Below are 20233 nucleotides of genomic sequence, written 5' to 3'. Positions count from 1 at the left end.
CCCTATGTTGTGTTTAAATTATGTGTTGTGTTGCGGTTCGATTATCACTATTTCAACATTGGTATGTAATCCACGTGGTAATGTCGAACCTTTTCTGCCTCGTTCAGCACGGAACTTCTGCAGATCTTCCGGTTTTAATACAATTTTTCGTTTTCCGGAATGAAATTCAAGACTTGCTTGATCTGAAATAAGCAATAATTTCACTAACAATTCGCTGCGCTCTTTTGCATTTGCGGCAGGTATTGTCACAATTTTATTGCCTTTGCCTTTTGATAATGCCGGTAAATCTTTTACCGGGAAAATCAACATTCTGCCAGCGGATGTCATAGCGACAACAAGTGAGGTGGCATTCGCCAGTGTCTTAGGCTCCATCACTTTGGCATTTTCCGGTAAAGAAATCAAGGCTTTTCCTGCTTTATTGCGTGCAATTAAATCTTCAAATTTACAAATAAAACCATAACCCGCATCAGAAGCCATCAATAATTCTTGCTGTTCGCTAGCCATTACGACATATTCAATGGTCGCACCAGCGGGTAAATTTAGTTTACCTGTGAGGGGTTCACCTTGCGAACGCGCGGAAGGTAATGAAAGCGGATCGAGAGCATAACTCCGCCCCGTACTATCAATGAATACAACGGCTTGATTACTCTTGCCACAAGCGTGAGCTCGATAATTATCACCCGCTTTGTAGCTTAATGATTTTGGATCAATATCGTGTCCTTTAGCACAACGTACCCAGCCCATTTCGGATAAGATTACAGTAACTGGTTCTGCTGGCGTCATTTCACTTTCAGAGATCATTTTGGCTTCTTCACGTTCGACCAGTTGAGACATACGTGGACTGGCATATTTTTTCGCATCTTCTTGAATTTCTTTTTTGATAAGCGTATTCAAACGGCGTTCTGATCCTAAAATTGCTTCTAAATTTAACCGCTCTTTTTCAAGTTCATCTTGTTCAGCTTTGAGTTGGTTTTCTTCTAATTTCGCTAAATGACGTAAGCGTAAATTTAAAATTGCATCGGCTTGTTCATCGCTTAAATTAAAGCGTGCCATAAGCTCTGTTTTAGGATCATCTTCGTGACGTATAATTTCGATAACCTCATCAATATTTAAAAAGGCTATCATCAAACCTTCTAAAATATGCAAGCGAGAGAGTACTTTATCTAGGCGATATTGAAGGCGACGAGTTACCGTTGTACGGCGGAAGGTAAGCCATTCATTTAAGATTTCTAATAAACCTTTTACCGCAGGTTTATGATCAAGCCCGATCATATTCATATTTACACGGTAGCTTTTTTCAAGATCTGTGGTAGCAAATAAATGTGCCATTAACGCATCAGTATCGACGCGATTTGAGCGAGGAACTAGCACAATGCGAATTGGATTTTCGTGATCGGCTTCATCACGAATATCTTCTAGCATTGGCAGTTTTTTTGCCGTCATTTGTTCGGCTATTTGTGCAATAACTTTGGATGGCGAAGATTGATGTGGAAGCGCTGAAATAATAATTTCACCGTCTTCTTTTTTCCAAGTTGCACGCATTTTTATTGAGCCACGACCTTGCTCATAAATTTTACGAATTTCTGATTTTGGCGAAATAATTTCTGCTTCTGTTGGAAAATCTGGGCCTTGAACAATTTCAAGTACATCATTTAATCCCGCTTTAGGATTATCTAACAACATTACTGCCGCATCAGCAATTTCGTTAATATTGTGCGGTGGAATATCTGTCGCCATACCCACTGCAATACCTGTTGTGCCGTTCAATAAAATATGAGGTAAACGAGCAGGTAAATATTGTGGTTCGGCCAAGGTTCCATCAAAGTTTGGCTGATAATCTACTGTTCCTTGTCCGAGTTCGCTCAGTAAGATTTCAGAGATTTTAGAAAGGCGTGATTCCGTATAACGCATGGCAGCGAAGGATTTTGGATCATCTGGTGCCCCCCAGTTACCTTGACCATCTACAAGCGGATAACGATAAGAGAAAGGTTGTGCCATTAACACCATTGCTTCATAACAAGCGATGTCACCATGTGGATGGAATTTACCAAGTACATCACCGACGGTACGGGCTGATTTTTTGTATTTTGCCGTAGCATTTAAGCCAAGTTCAGACATCGCATATACAATACGACGTTGAACGGGTTTTAAACCGTCACCGATAAAAGGCAGCGCACGATCCATGATGACATACATGGAATAGTTGAGATAAGCCCTTTCGGTGAAGGTGCGTAGAGGCATTTGTTCAATGCCTTCATAATTGATATTTGTCATTTTGGTTTCTGTTAATTGAATGTATTCTTAATTTATTGAAATTCGGATTTGCTAAGATTAATTTAGTCTAAACAGATAAATCAACCTGATCGCCTTTCGCTTGTAACCAATTTTTACGGTCTTCGGAACGTTTTTTCGCTAACAACATATCCATGAGTTCTAATGTATCCGCGCCTTGGTTTTCCTCTAAATCATAAGTTAATTGAACAAGGCGACGAGTATTAGGATCCATTGTTGTTTCACGTAATTGTGATGGATTCATTTCACCCAAACCTTTAAAGCGTTGAACATTCGGTTTGCCTTTTTTATTTTTCAACCGATCTAAAATCGCCTCTTTTTCACTTTCATCTAATGCGTAGAAGACTTCTTTATTTAAGTCGATGCGATAAAGTGGTGGCATTGCGACGTAAACGTGACCGTCTTGTACCAATTTCGGAAAATGGCGTAAGAATAGGGCGCAGAGTAGGGTGGCAATATGCAGGCCATCAGAGTCAGCATCCGCGAGAATACATACTTTACCATAGCGAAGTTGTGATAAATCATTGCTATCAGGATCGATCCCTAGAGCCACAGCTATGTCGTGAATTTCCGTTGAACCTAATACTTGATCCGGTGAAACTTCCCATGTATTTAAGATTTTTCCACGTAACGGCAAAATCGCTTGATATTCGCGATCACGCGCTTGTTTTGCTGAACCGCCTGCAGAGTCGCCCTCTACTAAAAATAATTCTGTTTTTTCTAAATCCTGTGAGCCACAATCTGCTAATTTCCCTGGTAACGCAGGGCCACTAACGAGTTTTTTTCGTACGACTTTTTTGGCTGCGCGTAATCGACGTTGTGCGGAACTAATGGCAATTTCTGCTAATTTTTCAGCATCTTGTACGTTTTGGTTAAGCCATAGACTGAATGCATCTTTTAAAACACCGCTGACAAACACCGCACTTTGGCGTGATGATAAGCGTTCCTTAGTTTGCCCTGCGAATTGCGCATCCTGCATTTTAAGGGAAAGAATGTAAGAACAACGATCCCAAATATCATCAGCGGTAAGTTTTACGCCGCGTGGTAATAGATTTCTAAATTCGCAAAATTCTCGAATGGCATCTAATAAACCTTGGCGTAGGCCATTAACATGTGTTCCGCCTTGAATAGTCGGAATTAAGTTTACATAGCTTTCGCCAATTAGTTCGCCACCTTCTGGCAACCAAAGTAATGCCCAGCTAACCGCTTCATTTGTTCCTTTAAATTCACCAACGAATGGTTTTTCCGGAAGTGTTTCAAAGCCGTTAACTGCTTCGATAAGGTAATCGGAAAGCCCATCTTCATATAACCAAATATCTTGAGTATTGTTTACTTTATCAATGAATTTGATTTCAAGCCCTGAGCAGAGGACTGCTTTCGCTCTTAATAAATGGCGTAGGCGGCTAACGGAAAATTTTGCGCTGTCAAAATATTTTGGATTCGGTTTGAAGTGAACGGTTGTTCCAGTTGTGCGTCTGCCACAAGTTCCAATAACTTCCAATTCCTCTACTTTACTGCCGTTTTCAAAGGCAATTTTATACACTTCACCATTGCGTTTGACTTGAATATCCACGCGTTCAGAAAGTGCATTCACCACAGAAATCCCCACACCGTGTAAACCACCCGCAAATTCATAATTTTTATTAGAGAATTTACCACCAGCATGTAATTTAGTCAGAATTACCTCTACGCCGGAAACGCCTTCTGTAGGATGAATATCCACAGGCATACCTCGACCATTATCTGTGACTTCAATGGATTGATCTGGGTGTAAAATTACTTCAATTTTTGTAGCAAAACCCGCAAGCGCCTCATCCACGCTGTTATCAATAACTTCTTGTGCAAGATGATTCGGACGAGTGGTGTCTGTATACATACCGGGGCGAATTTGCACCGGCTCGAGATCTTTAAGAACGGTAATTTCTTGAGCTGAATAATTGGTTGTCATGGTTAGATGAGTCGTTAATTTTTTAAATTTGAGAAAATTCTATCAAAAAGTGCGGTGATATTCGACCGCACTTTTAATTGTATAAACTAGGCGTATTTTCATCTGGGCGCGTTTTAAAACGGCGATGTAGCCACATATATTGTGATATGCCCTTCATGATTTCCTTTTCAACGATTTGATTCATTCGCGCAGCAATCGCCGTTTCATCTTGTAAATCTGTAAAATCAACAGGCGCTGAAATACTCACGGTATAGCCTGAACCATCTTTATTGCGTAATGGCGCAAATGGAATCACTTTGCTGTTTTGTGAGGATTTCAATAAATAATAACTACCAGTGGTTGTGCAAGCATCGGGCACCCCAAAAAATGGTACAAAAACGGCATTTTTTCTGCCGTAATCATGATCAGGTGCATACCAAATGGTTTCTTCATTGCGTAGGGCTTTGATCATTCCGCGTAAATCTTTACGATCAAGCATATCTTTATTAGAGCATAAACGGCCTTGTGTTTGGAGCCAATCAAATGCTGGATCGTCATTTGGGCGGTAAACCCCAATACCAGGATGATGTAAACCAATGATGCGTGCGCCAAGTTCTAGCGTTAAGAAATGAACACCGACGAGAATAATTCCATCTTTTTGATTTTCTTTTAGATAATGTAAGCCTTCAACTTTCGACCATTTTTTGATACGTGAATCCGACCAAAACCAAGCCATACCTGTTTCGATAATTGCCATGCCTACTGAACGAAGATTTTCGTGCAAAATCGCCTCACGCTCGTTTTCAGGCATATGAGGGAAACAAAGTTCAAGATTACGGCGTGCAATGGCAGCTCGACGTTTGCCTACTTTTAAATGTGAAAACAGCCAACCTAGCCCATGACCAATATGGCGCAAAATAGGATAGGGAAGACATAAAATACTTCGCCAAATTGCCACGCCTAACCAAAACAGCCAGTATTTTGGGGCTAAAAAGTGCGGTTGAAATTGAGGGAGTTTTTCGTTTTTCATTGTTCTTTCCACGTAAGTTAGGGGCGTAGTTTATCGTAAATTTGAGTTGTGGTAAAATCGCCACAATTTTGGTTATTCAAATAGAGAGATTTTAAAATGGCTCAATATTCAGCAGAATTTAAGCAAACAAAAGTACTTGTATTAGGCGACGTGATGCTTGACCGTTATTGGTTTGGCGCAACCAACCGTATTTCACCAGAAGCACCAGTGCCAGTGGTTCGTGTACAGGAAAATGAAGAGCGCGCGGGTGGTGCTGCCAATGTAGCGATGAATATTGCTTCACTCAACGTACCAGTTCAATTAATGGGATTGATTGGACAAGATGAAACTGGTTCTGCGCTTTCCCACTTATTAGAAAAACAAAAAATCGATTGTAATTTTGTTGCATTAGAAACCCATCCAACTATTACTAAATTACGTATTTTATCCCGTCACCAACAGTTACTTCGCCTTGATTTTGAAGAAGATTTCAATAATGTAGATTGCAAGGATTTATTAGCGAAGTTAGAAAGTGCGGTGAAAAATTACGGTGCTTTAATTCTTTCTGATTATGGTAAAGGCACGCTTAAAGATGTTCAGAAAATGATTCAAATTGCACGTAAAGCGAATGTTCCTGTGCTAATCGATCCAAAGGGAACTGATTTTGAACGTTATCGTGGTGCGACATTATTAACACCAAATATGTCTGAATTTGAAGCCGTTGTGGGCAAATGCAATACAGAAGAAGAGATCATTGAGAAAGGTTTAAAATTAATTTCTGATATTGAATTAACCGCACTTTTGGTGACGCGTTCTGAAAAAGGCATGACATTATTACGCCCAAATCAAGAACCTTATCATTTGCCAACTGTTGCAAAAGAAGTGTTTGATGTGACGGGCGCCGGTGACACTGTTATTAGCGTATTAGCAACGGCATTAGCAGATGGGCGTTCTTTCGAAGAATCTTGTTACCTAGCCAATGTAGCCGCTGGAATTGTGGTGGGTAAATTAGGGACTTCAACTGTTTCGACTGTGGAACTTGAAAATGCTATTCATGCTCGCCCTGACACTGGATTTGGCATTATGAGTGAAGCTGAATTAAAAGATGCTGTCGCACAAGCTAAAGCGCGCGGTGAAAAAATTGTGATGACTAATGGCTGTTTCGATATTTTGCATCCAGGGCATGTTTCTTATTTAGAAAATGCACGTAAATTGGGCGATCGTTTAATTGTTGCGGTAAACAGCGACGATTCCGTTAAACGCTTAAAAGGTGATAGTCGCCCAATTAACAATCTTGAAACTCGAATGGCTGTGCTTGCTGGTTTGGCATCCGTGGACTGGTTGGTGCCATTCACTGAAGATACACCACAACGTTTAATCGGTGAAATTCTACCAGATCTTTTGGTCAAAGGCGGAGATTACAAACCTGAAGAGATTGCTGGCGCAAAAGAAGTTTGGGCAAATGGAGGCGATGTTAAAGTGCTAAACTTTGAAAATGGTTGTTCAACAACAAACGTGATTGAAAAAATTAAATTATTGAAAAATTAAGTGAAAGGTTGGGGAGTCCCAACCTTTTTTGTTGCTTTAATATTCATATGAAATTAAAGGCTTTAGCGCTACTTCAATTAAAACAGAAAGATATTTTGCTTTCTGTCGCTGGAGAGGTAAATAAAGATAATGTATCAGATTATGTCAAATTGGGTATTCGTTTATTTATCACTTCTGTACCTTATTATGCACAGCCAGAGGATATAAAGGTAGTGATTGAAAAGATATAATTTAGTTGTTTATCGTTATATAATTGAGTGTATAATTAATTCCTTGTTACTTATATAAGGATATTCTATGAAACTTAAATCATTGTTTATTGCCGGCTTGCTCGGTTCCCTTTCTTTTTCAGCATTAGCTGATCGGATTATTACAGACCAACTTGATCGCAAAGTAACCATTCCCGATCACATTCACCGTGCTGTGGTGTTACAGCATCAGACTCTGAATATTGCTGTGCAATTGGATGCCACAAAACAGATTGTTGGTGTGCTTTCTAACTGGAAGAAACAATTAGGCAAAAACTATGTTCGCCTTGCACCAGAGCTGGAAAACATGGCAATGCCGGGCGATTTGAATTCTGTTAATATTGAAAGTCTGTTGGCGTTAAAACCGGATGTGGTGTTTGTGACTAACTACGCACCGCCTGAAATGATCAAGCAAATCAGTGATGTGAATATTCCAGTGGTGGCCATTTCCTTGCGTACCGGTGAAGCGGGCGAAAAAGGTAAACTTAATCCAACATTAACTGATGAAGATAAAGCTTATAATGACGGCTTAAAACAGGGGATTGAATTGATTGCTGAGGTGTTTGATAAAAAACAGCAGGGTAATGAATTGATCAAAGCGGCTTTTGCTAATAGAAAATTATTGGCTGATCGTTTAGGAAATATTCCAGTAGACAAACGTATCCGTACTTATATGGCAAATCCTGATTTAGGCACTTATGGTTCTGGTAAATATACAGGGCTTATGATGGAACATGCGGGCGCTTATAACGTCGCAGCGGCAACCATTAAAGGTTTCAAACAGGTTTCTCTAGAAAATGTGTTGGAATGGAATCCGGCAGTAATTTTGGTTCAAGATCGTTACCCTGATGTGGTACCGCAAATTTTGAATGATCAAGGTTGGAAGAATATTCAGGCAGTGAAAGATAAAAAAGTTTTGTTGATGCCGGAATATGCCAAAGCCTGGGGATACCCAATGCCGGAAGCCTTAGCGTTGGGTGAAGTATGGTTGGCGAAAACTCTTTATCCACAACGTTTCCAAGATGTGGATTTGGATAAAATGGTGAACGATTATTACCAAAAATTCTACCGCACGTCTTACAAAGCCGACAATGCAGCCGAATAGTTACCCTAAAATTCTCTTTGGCTTAACGCTGTTGCTTGTGATTACCGCCGTGATTTCTTTGGGAATCGGGCGGTATTCCTTGTCTGTAGTGCAAATTGGACAAATTCTGTGGGCAAAAGCGACCGCACTTGAGAGCGACCCGGTGCAGCAACAAGTGATTTTTCAAGTGCGTTTACCTCGAATTTTAACCGCACTTTGCGTGGGTGCAGGTTTGGCGTTGAGCGGTGTGGTATTACAAGGCATTTTTCGTAATCCATTGGTAGATCCACATATTATCGGTGTGACCTCCGGTTCAGCCTTCGGGGGCACCTTGGCGATTTTCTTTGGGGCCAGTTTATATGGCTTATTCACCAGTACGATCTTATTTGGCTTCGGCACGCTTGCCTTAGTTTTTCTATTTAGCTTTAAATTTAATCAGCGTAGCCTGTTGATGCTTATTCTTATCGGCATGATTTTAAGCGGGCTTTTTTCTGCCCTCGTTAGTCTATTGCAATACATTTCTGATACAGAAGAAAAATTACCAAGCATTGTGTTTTGGTTGATGGGGAGTTTTGCTACCTCTAACTGGGAAAAATTCCTCTTTTTCTTTGTCCCGTTTTTGCTGTGTAGCTCGATTTTGCTCGGTTTAAGTTGGCGCTTGAATTTACTGTCTTTAGATGAGAAAGAAGCCAAGGACTTGGGCGTGAAAGTGGCGCAATTACGTTGGTTAGTGATCTTTTTAAGCGGTTCGTTAGTGGCGTGTCAGGTGGCAATTAGCGGCAGTATTGGCTGGGTTGGGCTGATTATTCCTCATCTTAGCCGTATGCTGGTAGGCGCCAATCATCAACGTTTATTGCCTTGCATCATGCTTGTTGGGGCGACTTATATGTTGCTCGTGGACAACGTTGCACGTTCCCTGTCCGATGCTGAAATTCCAATCAGTATTTTGACCGCACTTATCGGAGCGCCGTTGTTTGGTGTATTGGTATATAAACTAAAACGCGGAGGCATGAATGAATAAAGCGCTCTCCGTGGAAAATCTAGGTTTTTATTACCAAGCAGAAAACTTCCTGTTTCAGCAACTGAATTTTGATTTGAATAAAGGAGATATTCTGGCGATTTTAGGGCAAAACGGTTGTGGGAAAAGCACCTTGTTGGATTTGCTGCTTGGTATTCACCGCCCGATTCAGGGCAAGATTCAGGTGTATCAATCTATCGGTTTTGTGCCGCAATTCTTTTCTTCGCCTTTTGCTTATTCCGTATTGGATATCGTGTTGATGGGGCGCTCAACCCATATTAATACTTTTGCCAAACCGAAACCACATGATTATCAAATCGCCATGCTGGCATTGGATTATTTGAATTTAACCCATTTGGCAAATCGCGAATTTGCTTCGCTTTCGGGTGGGCAGCGACAACTGATTTTAATTGCTAGAGCCATTGCTTCCGAATGCAAATTAATGCTGTTGGATGAGCCGACTTCAGCATTAGATCTTGCAAATCAAGATATCGTATTGTCTTTACTGATGGATTTAGCACAATCACAGAAAATGGCGGTCGTATTCACAACACATCAACCTAATCAAGCTATAGCGATAGCCAATAAAACTTTATTGTTAAATAAACAAAATTTTAAATTTGGCGAAACAAGGAATATTTTAACCTCAGAAAATTTGACCGCACTTTTTCATTTACCGATGTTTGAACAACAAGCTCAATATAAAGAATCTTTTTTTATGCATTTTGTTCCCTTGTATAAAACGTTATTAAAGTAAGGAAAACTTGTGGAATCAATTACTGTTTTTAGTGCAGGTAGTTTTCGTTATGCTCTGCAAGAATTATCTGATATTTTTCGACAAATTCATCATATAGAGATTAAAGCATTTTGTGGTCCAGCCGGAATCTTGCGTCAACAAATTGAGCAAGGGAAGAGATGTGATATTTTTATTAGTGCAAATCCTGAAAATGTGCTTCAATTAGCTGATTCTAAAAAAATTTATCAAAAATTAACGATAGCCTTTAATCAATTAGCATTAACTACGTTAAATTTAGAACACTTCCGTCATAAATCCATTTTTGAATTGCTATTTGATCGCTCTTTACGCCTTGCAACATCAACGCCATCTTGTGATCCTTGTGGAGATTATACTTGGCTGTTATTTGATAAAATTGAGCAATGTTTTCCTGGTGAAGGGGAGGCATTGAAACGACGAGCGTTGAAATTAGTAGGCGGAAATTCTTTAAATATAGTTCCAAAAGGGAAAATTGCATCTCATTATTTATTGCTGAATGGTTATGCTGATATGATGATCGGTTATGCGCATTATCAATTAAGATCTGAAGTTAAGCCAAGTATGTACGATGCATTTATAAATACAAATTCTAGTATTGGTCTGAATAATCAAGCATTTTTGACTCATATGTTCCCTATTGAATTTGAGGTAAAAGCTGAATATGTCGTGGCTTTATTAAACAATGTTGAAAGTGCGGTTAAATTTTTTGAATTTTTATGCTCTAATAAAGCTAAAGACATCATTAAGAATCATGGCTTTTTACTAGAATAAACCTTGCATTTGAGCTTATTCATCGCTAGAATGGAAGCTCCTTGTCATCGCTGAGTTAGAGATCGGCGAATGATGTATTAACAACACTACCTTTTAGGAGTAAAAAATGTCTCTAAGTACTGAAAAAAAAGCAGCAATCGTTGCTGAATTTGGTCGTGATGCGAAAGATACAGGTTCTTCTGAAGTTCAAATCGCATTATTAACTGCACAAATCAACCACTTACAAGCTCACTTTGCAGAGCACAAAAAAGACCACCATGGTCGTCGTGGTTTATTACGTATGGTTTCTCGTCGTCGTAAACTTTTAGACTACTTAAAACGTACTGATCTTGCTTTATACCAAAGCACTATCGCTCGTTTAGGTTTACGTCGCTAATTTTGTATGCTAAAAATAAAGCTCCCAACTTGGGAGCTTTTTACTTTATACAGGATTATTCTACCCACTGTATGATTTCATCAAATTCCTTTCGAGATTTTTTAGTAATATCACGTGAACGATAACCAAAGGTTGCTGCAACAGAAACGCCGTATTCATTAGGATCCAATAGACCTTCTTGAGCTAAGCATTCGTTCATTTTATCATAATTGAATCCTTCAATAGGGCAGGAATCAATACCAAGTGCGGTTGCCCCAGTTAACATATTGGCAAGGGCAATATAGGTTTGTTTGCTACACCAATCAAATAAAGCGCGTTCATTTTTAAGTAATTTCATGTCTTCTTCTTGAAAGCTCTTATATTTTTCTAGTGCCGCATGTTGTTGTTCTATATTTAGACCTTTACGTGTCATCACATCGGTAAAAAACTCACTATCATAACATGCATTTTTCTTTGCAAGGATGATGACTAGATGGCTACAGTTATCTAATTGATTGCCCATTCCCCAGCTGAATGGTTTCATTTTTCCGCGTAAGGTTTTATTTTGGATGACTAAAAATTTCCAAGGCTCGGAACCAACAGAACTTGGTGATAATCTTGCGCATTCTAAAATAGTTTGAAAATCTTCGTTGCTAATTTTTTTGTTTGGATCGTAATAGCGTGTAGAGCTACGTCTATTGAATAGTTCTATAAGTTGTTCGCGAGTAAGTTGAATCATTTGTTTTCCTTTTATTAGCAAATAGATGAGGATATGTTAAAGATTAATTTTTGCTAAAACAAGGGAAACATTCTAAAATGAAAGACACTTTGTGATGTGGAGCTAAAAAATGAAAAGAATTGCAATTATACCTGCTAGGGCTGGTTCAAAAGGAATTAAAGATAAAAATTTACAGCTTGTTGGAGGTGTGTCTTTAGTTGGTCGTGCCATTTTAGCTGCACAAGAATCAAGAATGTTTGATCAAGTTGTTGTAACCTCTGATGGGGAGAAGATTCTGAAAGAAGCAGAAAAATATGGTGCAATTTCGGTAGCTCGCCCTGAGAGTTTAGCACAAAGTGATACTCGCACAATTGATGCTATTTTACATTGCTTAGAAAGCCTAAATATTTCTGAGGGAGTAGCTGTTTTGTTACAGCCAACAAGTCCATTACGCAATGCTTTAGATATTCGTAATGCGATGGAAATTTTCCTAGGAGGAAAATATAAGTCGGTGATATCAGCTTGTGAATGCGAGCATCATCCTTATAAATCATTTACTTTAGAAAATGAAGATGTAAAACCTATTCACGAGATAAGTGATTTTGAAGCACCGCGTCAAAAATTACCTAAATCTTACCGTGCAAATGGAGCTATTTATATTAATGATATTGAGCGTTTATTTGTAGAAAAACGTTTTTTTATTGAGCCTATGCGTTTTTATTTAATGCCTACTTATCGCTCGATTGATATTGATTCAACTCTGGATTTACAATTAGCTGAAAGTTTAATCTCAAAAGAATTTTAGAAGATTGGTCGCATTTTGCGACCTCTTTTATATTAGATTAATGAACTTTCCAATAACCAATCCATTCTTTTAATAAAACCATATTGCTATTTAATGCACCTAAGTCAGGAACAAAAGATTTTGCAGATAGATTTCCTTTGTTGCCATAGCTTGCCGCTGCAGCAGGAAGTACATCAAATCCTTGTTTTTCAAAAAGATATTTGGCTCGTTTCATATGCCATTGATTTGTTACTAAAATGATTTTTTGAATATGATCTTTCACTAAAATATTTTTAGTGAAACTGGCATTTTCTTCTGTATTACGGGCTTTATTTTCGATCCATTTCGTTGTCACATTAAAGAATTGGTTAAGTTCTTTTGCCATTAAGTCGCCTTCAGAAATGCCTATCAAAGAGTAGCCTGTGGTTAAAACAGGCAAGCCCGTTTCTTTTTGTAAAAATGCCGCATAACGTAAACGTTCTAGTTGCGGTGCGCCAGAAGCCGTTTCTGCATAAAGTTCTTTGGTAGGGTAAGATCCACCGCCTAATATGACGATAGCTTGAGCTTGTTTATAGTCATCTAAGGTAAGGGCTGGCGTATCATCATTATCTGTTAGCAATAAACCAGTAAAAGGCGCACTCATGACATAAAGCCAAGTGAAACTGATAAACACAATAAATTTGGCTAATTTTTTGAAATGAACACGATAAAGAATTGCTGCAATAATCAGTAATACAAAGGTATTGAGAGGTGGCGCGATAAGTGCGGTAAGAAGTTTTCCTAGTTCTAACATAGATAAGATCCTTGATATAGAGCGGCTTCATTATAATGATTAGTCATAGCTTGTCCATGTTGATTTTGTTAAAATAAGCCCCTTATTTTTTGATAAACAAACGCTCGAATTCATCAAAAGTGCGGTTATATTTATGAAAGTTTTTAAAGACAGTGTCATTTACCTTGTTGGGGAATTATCGTCAAAGTTAGTTCCTTTTTTACTTTTGCCTTATTTATCGCGTAAATTGGGCGTAGAAGGGTATGGCTCACTTTCTTATTATCAAACTTTTTTAAGTTTATTTTTAATTGTGGTTTCTTTAACTCAAGAGGGCGCAATTTCCCGTTATTTTTATTTTTACGGAAAACGTTCATTAAATTTAGTAGTGAATACTGGCTATGCTTATACCACGATAATTGGCAGTATTATTTTAATGGTTTGTTGGATTGCTCAGTCTGAAATATTATTTTATGCTGCACTTTCCTCAATTTTTCAATCTTTCTTAAATGTTCAGCTAAGTGTAAGACAATGCCAGAAAAAAGCTTGGTCTTATGCTTTTATTCAATTTTCACTCACTGTTACTGGTGCGGTATTTACCGTCGCATTGCTTGAGTATTATCAAAATGATCTTGTTGAAAAAAGAATTTTGGCCATTTTATTGAGCAATTTAGTCGTTTGGTTTTTTTCTTATTTTATTTACAGAAAGAGTGCAACATCTAAAAAATATCAATTTAAACATTATCAATCTGCATTATTTTATATTTTAGGATTTGGATTACCGCTCATTTTGCATCATGCGAGCTTTTTCTTAAAAGGGCAGTTAGACCGTATTTTTATTTATCATAAATTCAGTGAAACAGATTTAGGGCTTTATGCCATGGGTGCTCAACTTGCTTTAGTGGTTTCTATTGCGATTCAAGCACTTAATAAAGCGATCATTCCCTATTTTTATGAAGCCTTAAAACAAAAAAAATTAGTGATTCAACAGTTACATAAATGGGCGTTATTTTCCTTTTTGCTGATACCTATTCCTGCTTTAATTATATGGATTATTCCTGAAGATGTGCTAGTTTGGATTTTAGGTAGCCAATTTGTGGGAACCAAATATTATTTTATTTTATTTTTAATTTCGACCACATTAAGTATTCCTTATTTGATTTTAGTTAATTATCTTTTCTATTATGGAAAAAATAAACTTATTTCCCAATGTTCGGTTTTATCTACAATCATTTATGTAGCGAGCCTTGTAGCTTTAACTTTTACAGAAATTAAATATATCCCTTATGCTGGAATTATTGGTTCGCTTTCCATTATTCCTATTCTTTATTTTATGACATCTAAAGTGAGTAAAACCCTATGAATCTCATTCTTTGTTGCACACCATTACAAGTATTAATTGCGAGAAAAATCATTGAATTACATCCTAACGAACAATTCTTTGGCGTCATGTTTGGCGGTGTATGGGATAAAAAAAGAACCTTGTATGCGAGTAAATTAGCGGAAGTTTGTAATGATTCGATGAACATTGATACGGGAAAAGATCTAAAAGGTTTCGATTCTCTCAAGTTAATGCGCCAGCTTAAGAATAAAATTACGCATAAAAGTTTTGATAAAGTTTTTTTCGCCAATCTTAATTCATTATGGCTACAAACTTATCTTAGTCATGTTTCATTTAAAGAGCTTTATACTTTTGATGATGGCTCAGATAATATTTTTCCACACCCCAATTTATTGAGAGAACCTGACACATTTAAATATAAACTGATTAAGATCTTTATTGGTGATAAATATAATGTGCATAAATTATTTAAAGAAATAAAAAAACATTATACGGTTTATCCTAATTACAAAAATATTGTTTCCAATATTGAACCCATTTCCTTATGGGATAATAAAGTTAATTGTGATATAGATGGCGAAGTTTCATTTTTTATTGGGCAACCCTTGTTAAATACAAAAGAGGAAAATATCTCATTAATAAAAAATTTAAAAGATCAGATTCCTTTTGACTATTATTTCCCTCATCCTGCAGAAGATTACCGAGTAGATGGGGTAAATTATGTTGAATCAGAACTCATTTTTGAAGATTACGTATTTAAGAATTTATCGGATAAAAAAGTGATTATTTACACGTTCTTCAGTTCTGTTGCGTTTAATTTATTAAGTCATCCTAATGTAGAAATTCGTTTTATTAGAACGAGTATTCCAAGATGGCAATTCTGTTACGATTCATTCCCAGAACTTGGATTAACGATTTATAAGGAAATTTAAGATGAAAAAAATTGGTTTCTTTATTATGAATATCGAAAGTTCGGGTGGAACGGAGCGCGTTTCCATTAATATTGCTAACGCTCTTGCTAAACAAGGATATGATGTTTCTTTTATTAGCATTGGCGGTAATAAGCCTTTTTTCCAAGTCGATGAAAAAATTAATATTTACGCAATGAATAAATTGCCCTATTCATTGAAAAAAGATTATTTTTCTATTACAAAAAAATTAAGAGTATTGGTTAAAGAATTGCAGCTAGATACCTTAATTGTGGTTGATGGTGCGATTATGCTCTTTTCTGCTTTAGCGTTAGTCAATTTACATGTAAAGCATATTTTATGGGAGCATTATTCTTTTAACTTTACTGGCAATCGCCTAGTTCGCACTCTCGGTAAATATTTAGCTTCAACAAGATGTGATAAAGTCGTCACATTAACCGAGTCAGAAAAAACGCTGTGGCAAGAAAAATTTAAAACGAACAATATAATCAGTATAGCTAATCCAAATACGCTTTTGCCTAAAAATAAATTAGCAAAATGGGAAAATAAAACTATTTTATCTGTAGGGCATTTATTTTCTTATAAAGGTTTTGATTATTTATTAAAAGCCTGGCAAGTTTTAGCAAAAAATCACCCAGATTGGAATTTAAAAATAGTGGGATCGGGTGAGGAAGAAGAGAATTTAAAAAATCTTGCTAAAGCATTGGATATTGAAGATTCAGTTAATTTTATTCCTCGTACCAATGATGTCGCTTTTTATTATGAAAGCAGTTCAATTTATTGTTTACCTTCACAAACAGAAGGCTTGCCTTTAGTTGTTATTGAATCGATGGCATTTGGTTTGCCTATTGTTGCCTTTAATTGTTCTCCGGGTGTAAAGCAATTAGTGGAGCATAAAGAAAATGGTTTTCTTTGTGAAAAAAATAATATTGAAGAAATGGTTAATAGTTTGGATTTATTAATGAATAATCCTGAACTTTATCAACAGATGTCAGACAAATCTCGTTTAATAAGTGAAAATTATGGCATTGAGAAAATTATTGAAGAATGGAAAGCGATTTTATAAGGCATCATTTTATGTTAAAAAAATATTTGATCTCTTTAGATAAAGATATTCAACGTCGGGAATTATTCTTTTCTCAAAAAAATACTGAGGATTTCCAAGTGTTTTCTGCTATTAATACCATGCAAAAAGATTGGGATGAATTAGCCTCTATTTTTAATATTGAACAATTTAAAGCACATTATGGCCGTAATGTCACTAAGGGCGAAATCGGCTGTACATTAAGTCATCTTTCCGTGTACCAAAAAATTGTTGAAGACAATGGCATTGCTGAAGATAGCTATGCGTTAGTCTGTGAAGATGACGCTTTATTCCACTCAGATTTTCAGCAAAATTTAACCGCGCTTTTATCAGAAAAACTTGAGTCTGAAATTATATTGGTTGGACAGTCCAAAATTAATGATTTCAATGATTTTGATTTAGAAATTAATTATCCGACAACTTTTTCTTTTCTATGCAAAAAAACAGGCAATGTAAATTACGCTTTCCCTTATAAAAGTTATTTTGCCGGCACGGTGGGTTATCTTATTAAAAAATCTGCTGCAAGAAGATTTATCCGGCAAATTTCTCAAAATAAACCATTTTGGTTGGCGGATGATTTTTTACTCTTTGAACAGGATTTTAATATAAGAAATAAAGTGGTTCGCCCTCTCATGGTCATTGAAAATCCTGTATTGATAAGCAATTTAGAAAGTATTCGTGGATCTTTATCCAATAATTTGTTTAAAAAATTAATGAAATATCCATTGAAAAAAATTTTTGCGATTAAGAAAAATTTGGCTAATTAAAGGAAGGAATTATGTTAAGCATTATTGTGCCTTCTTATAATCGAAAAGCAGAAGTGCCAGCTTTATTAGAAAGTTTAGCTCAACAAACATCGACTCATTTTGAAGTGATTATTGTGGATGATTGCTCAAAAGAAAAAGTCGTCGTTGAGCAACGCTATTCTTTCCCAGTTACAGTGATTCGTAATGAAACGAATCAAGGTGCAGCGGAAAGTCGTAATATTGGTGCACGTGCATCAAAGGGAGATTGGTTGCTTTTTCTCGATGATGATGATCGATTTATGCCGGAAAAATGTGAAAAAGTACTACAAGTGATTGAGCAAAATCCGAATATTAATTTTATTTATCATCCAGCTAAGTGTGAAATGGTCAATGAAGGGTTTACTTATGTGACTCAACCGATTGAACCCCAAGAAATCTTGACAGAACGTATTTTATTAGCCAATAAGATTGGTGGTATGCCAATGGTTGCGATTAAAAAAGAGATGTTTTTAAAAATAGGTGGATTATCCACCGCACTTCGTTCTTTGGAAGACTATGATTTCTTGTTAAAACTGCTACAAGAGCCGAGTTTTACCCCTTATAAAATTAATGAGCCACTGACTTATTGTACTTTCCATACTAAACGTTCAAGTGTGTCTACGGATACTACTAATACGCAAAAAGCGATTGACTATATTCGCGAGCATTATGTGAAAACGGTAGAGCAAGCTCATAATTTTGATATTAACGCGAGCTATATTTTGGCTTATCCCCATATTATGAATTTATCGCGTAAAGCGGCAAAATATTATTTTGATATTTTTAAGAAAACAAAAAGCATTAAACAATTCATTATTACGTTGGTTATTTTAATTTCGCCAAAATTAGCCATTAATTTAAAACGGTTTATGTAGGAAAATAAAATGAAATTTTCAGTCCTAATGTCCTTATATATTAAGGAAAATCCTCAATTCTTGCGGGAGTGTTTTGACAGCCTTGTGGCACAAACTCGTCAAGCAGATGAAATTGTATTGGTTTTTGATGGAGCAGTAACACCAGAATTAGAATCTGTTGTGACAGAGTTTGAAACAAAACTGCCACTAAAATTAGTTAAATTGCCGCAAAATCGAGGTTTAGGGAAAGCCTTGAACGAAGGTTTATTGCATTGTGATTATGACTGGGTTTTCCGTATGGATACCGATGATATTTGCGTGCCTGATCGTTTTGAAAAACAGGTGGCGTTTATTGAACAACATCCTGAGACCATTATCTTTGGCGGACAAATTGCCGAATTTGGTGAAAATGTAAATGATATTGTGGCATATCGTAATGTGCCAACGTCGGCTCAAGAAATTATCAAATTCACGCAAAAACGTTGTCCGTTTAATCACATGACGGTGGCATATCAAAAAAGTGCGGTCATTAATTGTGGTGGATATGAAGATCTTCAAGAAGATTATTATTTGTGGATAAAACTTGTCGCACAAGGTTTGCATGTCGCGAATTTGCCAGATATTTTAGTTTATGCGCGAGTAGGAAATGGCATGGTGAGTCGCCGTCGTGGTGTCAATCAAGCCAAAGCAGAATGGCGTTTGTTCAAATTAAAATATCGTTTGGGAATTCAAGGATTGTTATCTGGATTATTTACTTTTGCATTGCGTTTTGGTTCTCGTTTATTGCCAACCTCGTTATTAAAAAATCTTTACCAAACTTTTTTACGTAAATAGGAAATACGATGAAATTGAATATGTTATTTAAAATTTCTACATTATCCACCGCACTTTTTTTAGTTGGTTGTTCTAGTTCGTCTGATATTAAGCCTGTGGTCAATAGTACCAGTTATACTAAGCAAAGAACGCCAGAAAATTTTAATGATTATGTTCAATTTTTAAAAGGTAAAGCCGCCGCTGAAGGCGTGTCATTATCGGTATTAAATGCTCAAAATAATATTCTCTATATGCAAAAGGCAGTAGATTTAGATCGTGAACAAGCGGGTAAAATTCGTAAAAGAGATCCTAATTCACCTCCAGTGGCTAATCCTAACGGCACGAGTAATTATCTCAATAGAGTGCTAACTCAAAATAAAGTGAATGTCGCGGGTGAGCGTTATTGGGAAGTGCAAGCGCCATTGCAAAAAGCAAGCCAAAAATATGGTGTTCAGCAGGAGTATTTGCTTGCGTTATGGGGAATGGAAAGTAGCTTCGGGCATTATCAAGGCAAATATGATGTACTTTCTGCAGTAGCAACCTTGGCTTTTGAAGGTCGTAGAGAAAAATTATTTACGAAAGAATTTATCTCAGCCATGAAAATGCTTGAAAAAGATCATATTCAACGTGAACGTATGTTAGGCTCGTGGGCGGGAGCGATGGGACAAACTCAGTTTATGCCAAGCACTTTCTTACGTTATGCGGCTGATGGAAATAATGATGACGTAAAAGATATTTGGAAAAACCAATTTGATACTTTCGCTTCTATTGCAAATTATTTGCATACAGTAGGCTGGGATAATACTTTGCCTTGGGGCGTAGAGGTGATGCTTACGCAACCTATTGATTTGAGTTATTCGGGTACAGAAAGCAATAAAGCTCGTTCTTTAAAAGATTGGCAAGCGATGGGGGTAATTTTAAAAAGCGCCAATCCACAGGAACAAGCAAAATTAAGTACGCTTGAAAATGCTCAGCTTTGGTTAGTTCGCCCTGATCGCGAAGCGGGCCGAGCGTTTTTAGTTTCAAATAATTTCCGTACTATTTTGGATTGGAATAAATCTAATTATTTTGCGTTGAGCATTGGCATGTTTGCTGAAAGGATTAAAGATAATGTAGGATTATAATGTA

At 36.9% G+C, this 20233-nt stretch carries 19 protein-coding genes and 1 pseudogene; 15 read left to right on the top strand and 5 right to left on the bottom strand.

All coding sequences use genetic code 11. The features are described 5' to 3' along the window. Positions 1–18 precede the first annotated feature (18 nt). The 3 genes from parC to htrB form a co-directional block, all read right to left on the bottom strand. The gene (parC, locus tag KP713_RS01755) at positions 19–2274 is read right to left on the bottom strand and encodes a DNA topoisomerase IV subunit A (RefSeq protein WP_215769671.1); all 2256 of its coding nucleotides are present in this window, start codon (positions 2272–2274) and stop codon (positions 19–21) included. 67 nt (positions 2275–2341) lie between these two features. Continuing rightward, positions 2342–4240: a DNA topoisomerase IV subunit B gene (gene parE, locus KP713_RS01750; RefSeq protein ID WP_215769670.1), complete on the bottom strand. Its 1899-nt coding sequence runs from the start codon at positions 4238–4240 to the stop codon at positions 2342–2344. A gap of 73 nt (positions 4241–4313) precedes the next feature. After that, the gene (gene htrB / locus KP713_RS01745; protein WP_048952619.1) at positions 4314–5249 is read right to left on the bottom strand and encodes a lipid A biosynthesis lauroyl acyltransferase HtrB; all 936 of its coding nucleotides are present in this window, start codon (positions 5247–5249) and stop codon (positions 4314–4316) included. Between the two features lie 96 nt (positions 5250–5345). Here htrB and hldE point away from each other — a divergent pair, with 96 nt between their 5' ends. From hldE to rpsO, 7 genes and pseudogenes are all read left to right on the top strand, one after another. After that, a complete protein-coding gene (hldE, locus tag KP713_RS01740; RefSeq protein ID WP_215769669.1) occupies positions 5346–6776 on the top strand; it encodes a bifunctional D-glycero-beta-D-manno-heptose-7-phosphate kinase/D-glycero-beta-D-manno-heptose 1-phosphate adenylyltransferase HldE in 1431 nt (476 codons plus the stop codon). A 56-nt stretch (positions 6777–6832) separates the two neighbouring features. Next, positions 6833–7006, top strand: a pseudogene (locus KP713_RS01735) (ModD protein); the annotation flags it as partial. A gap of 67 nt (positions 7007–7073) precedes the next feature. After that, on the top strand, positions 7074–8129 hold the full coding sequence (molA, locus tag KP713_RS01730; protein ID WP_140527603.1) for a molybdate ABC transporter substrate-binding protein MolA: 1056 nt from the start codon (positions 7074–7076) through the stop codon (positions 8127–8129). Continuing rightward, the gene (gene molB / locus KP713_RS01725) at positions 8116–9129 is read left to right on the top strand and encodes a molybdate ABC transporter permease MolB (RefSeq protein ID WP_215769668.1); all 1014 of its coding nucleotides are present in this window, start codon (positions 8116–8118) and stop codon (positions 9127–9129) included. The genes molA and molB overlap by 14 nt, the downstream gene beginning before the upstream one ends. After that, positions 9122–9883, top strand: coding sequence for a molybdate ABC transporter ATP-binding protein MolC (gene molC / locus KP713_RS01720; RefSeq protein WP_215769667.1), 762 nt, complete (start codon positions 9122–9124; stop codon positions 9881–9883). Before molB ends, molC begins: the two co-directional genes overlap by 8 nt. A 9-nt stretch (positions 9884–9892) precedes the next feature. Beyond that, positions 9893–10672, top strand: a complete 780-nt coding sequence (locus KP713_RS01715; RefSeq protein ID WP_140527606.1) for a substrate-binding domain-containing protein — start codon at positions 9893–9895, stop codon at positions 10670–10672. A 106-nt stretch (positions 10673–10778) separates the two neighbouring features. Further along, positions 10779–11048: a 30S ribosomal protein S15 gene (gene rpsO / locus KP713_RS01710; RefSeq protein WP_005628925.1), complete on the top strand. Its 270-nt coding sequence runs from the start codon at positions 10779–10781 to the stop codon at positions 11046–11048. Between the two features lie 55 nt (positions 11049–11103). Here rpsO and KP713_RS01705 read toward each other — a convergent pair whose 3' ends face one another. Beyond that, complete coding sequence (locus KP713_RS01705) at positions 11104–11766, bottom strand: NAD(P)H-dependent oxidoreductase (RefSeq protein WP_140527607.1); 663 nt, start codon at positions 11764–11766, stop codon at positions 11104–11106. A 109-nt stretch (positions 11767–11875) separates the two neighbouring features. On the opposite strand from KP713_RS01705, the gene KP713_RS01700 reads away from it, so the two are divergent. Beyond that, positions 11876–12550, top strand: coding sequence for an acylneuraminate cytidylyltransferase family protein (locus tag KP713_RS01700; protein ID WP_140527608.1), 675 nt, complete (start codon positions 11876–11878; stop codon positions 12548–12550). Positions 12551–12587: 37 nt separating this feature from the next. On the opposite strand, the gene KP713_RS01695 is transcribed toward KP713_RS01700, so the two are convergent. Then, positions 12588–13322, bottom strand: coding sequence for a YdcF family protein (locus KP713_RS01695; RefSeq protein WP_140527609.1), 735 nt, complete (start codon positions 13320–13322; stop codon positions 12588–12590). A gap of 133 nt (positions 13323–13455) precedes the next feature. Between KP713_RS01695 and lsgA the strand changes: the two genes are divergently transcribed. The 7 genes from lsgA to KP713_RS01660 are packed head-to-tail and all read left to right on the top strand — an operon-like array spanning position 13456 to position 20229. After that, positions 13456–14661, top strand: a complete 1206-nt coding sequence (gene lsgA, locus KP713_RS01690) for a lipooligosaccharide flippase LsgA (protein ID WP_140527610.1) — start codon at positions 13456–13458, stop codon at positions 14659–14661. After that, on the top strand, positions 14658–15572 hold the full coding sequence (lsgB, locus tag KP713_RS01685) for a lipooligosaccharide biosynthesis sialyltransferase LsgB (RefSeq protein WP_215769666.1): 915 nt from the start codon (positions 14658–14660) through the stop codon (positions 15570–15572). Before lsgA ends, lsgB begins: the two co-directional genes overlap by 4 nt. 1 nt (position 15573) lies before the next feature. Further along, positions 15574–16635: a lipooligosaccharide biosynthesis family 4 glycosyltransferase LsgC gene (gene lsgC, locus KP713_RS01680; protein WP_140527612.1), complete on the top strand. Its 1062-nt coding sequence runs from the start codon at positions 15574–15576 to the stop codon at positions 16633–16635. Between the two features lie 11 nt (positions 16636–16646). Then, positions 16647–17420 (top strand): lipooligosaccharide biosynthesis galactosyltransferase LsgD, encoded by a 774-nt coding sequence (gene lsgD / locus KP713_RS01675; RefSeq protein WP_140527613.1) that lies wholly within the window; start codon positions 16647–16649, stop codon positions 17418–17420. Between the two features lie 11 nt (positions 17421–17431). Continuing rightward, complete coding sequence (gene lsgE / locus KP713_RS01670) at positions 17432–18313, top strand: lipooligosaccharide biosynthesis N-acetyl-glucosamine transferase LsgE (protein ID WP_215769665.1); 882 nt, start codon at positions 17432–17434, stop codon at positions 18311–18313. Between the two features lie 9 nt (positions 18314–18322). Continuing rightward, entirely contained in the window at positions 18323–19126 is an 804-nt protein-coding gene (lsgF, locus tag KP713_RS01665; RefSeq protein ID WP_215769664.1) for a lipooligosaccharide biosynthesis galactosyltransferase LsgF, read from the top strand. 8 nt (positions 19127–19134) lie between these two features. Continuing rightward, positions 19135–20229, top strand: coding sequence for a lytic murein transglycosylase (locus tag KP713_RS01660; RefSeq protein ID WP_140527615.1), 1095 nt, complete (start codon positions 19135–19137; stop codon positions 20227–20229). The last annotated feature ends 4 nt before the right edge of the window (positions 20230–20233 follow it).

It is taken from the genome of Haemophilus sp. SZY H36 (assembly GCF_018829625.1).
In the GTDB taxonomy this organism is placed as follows: Bacteria; Pseudomonadota; Gammaproteobacteria; order Enterobacterales; family Pasteurellaceae; genus Haemophilus; species Haemophilus haemolyticus_K.
Note: the sequence above shows the minus strand (reverse complement) of the source record. Positions and strands in the feature narration are given on the sequence as shown.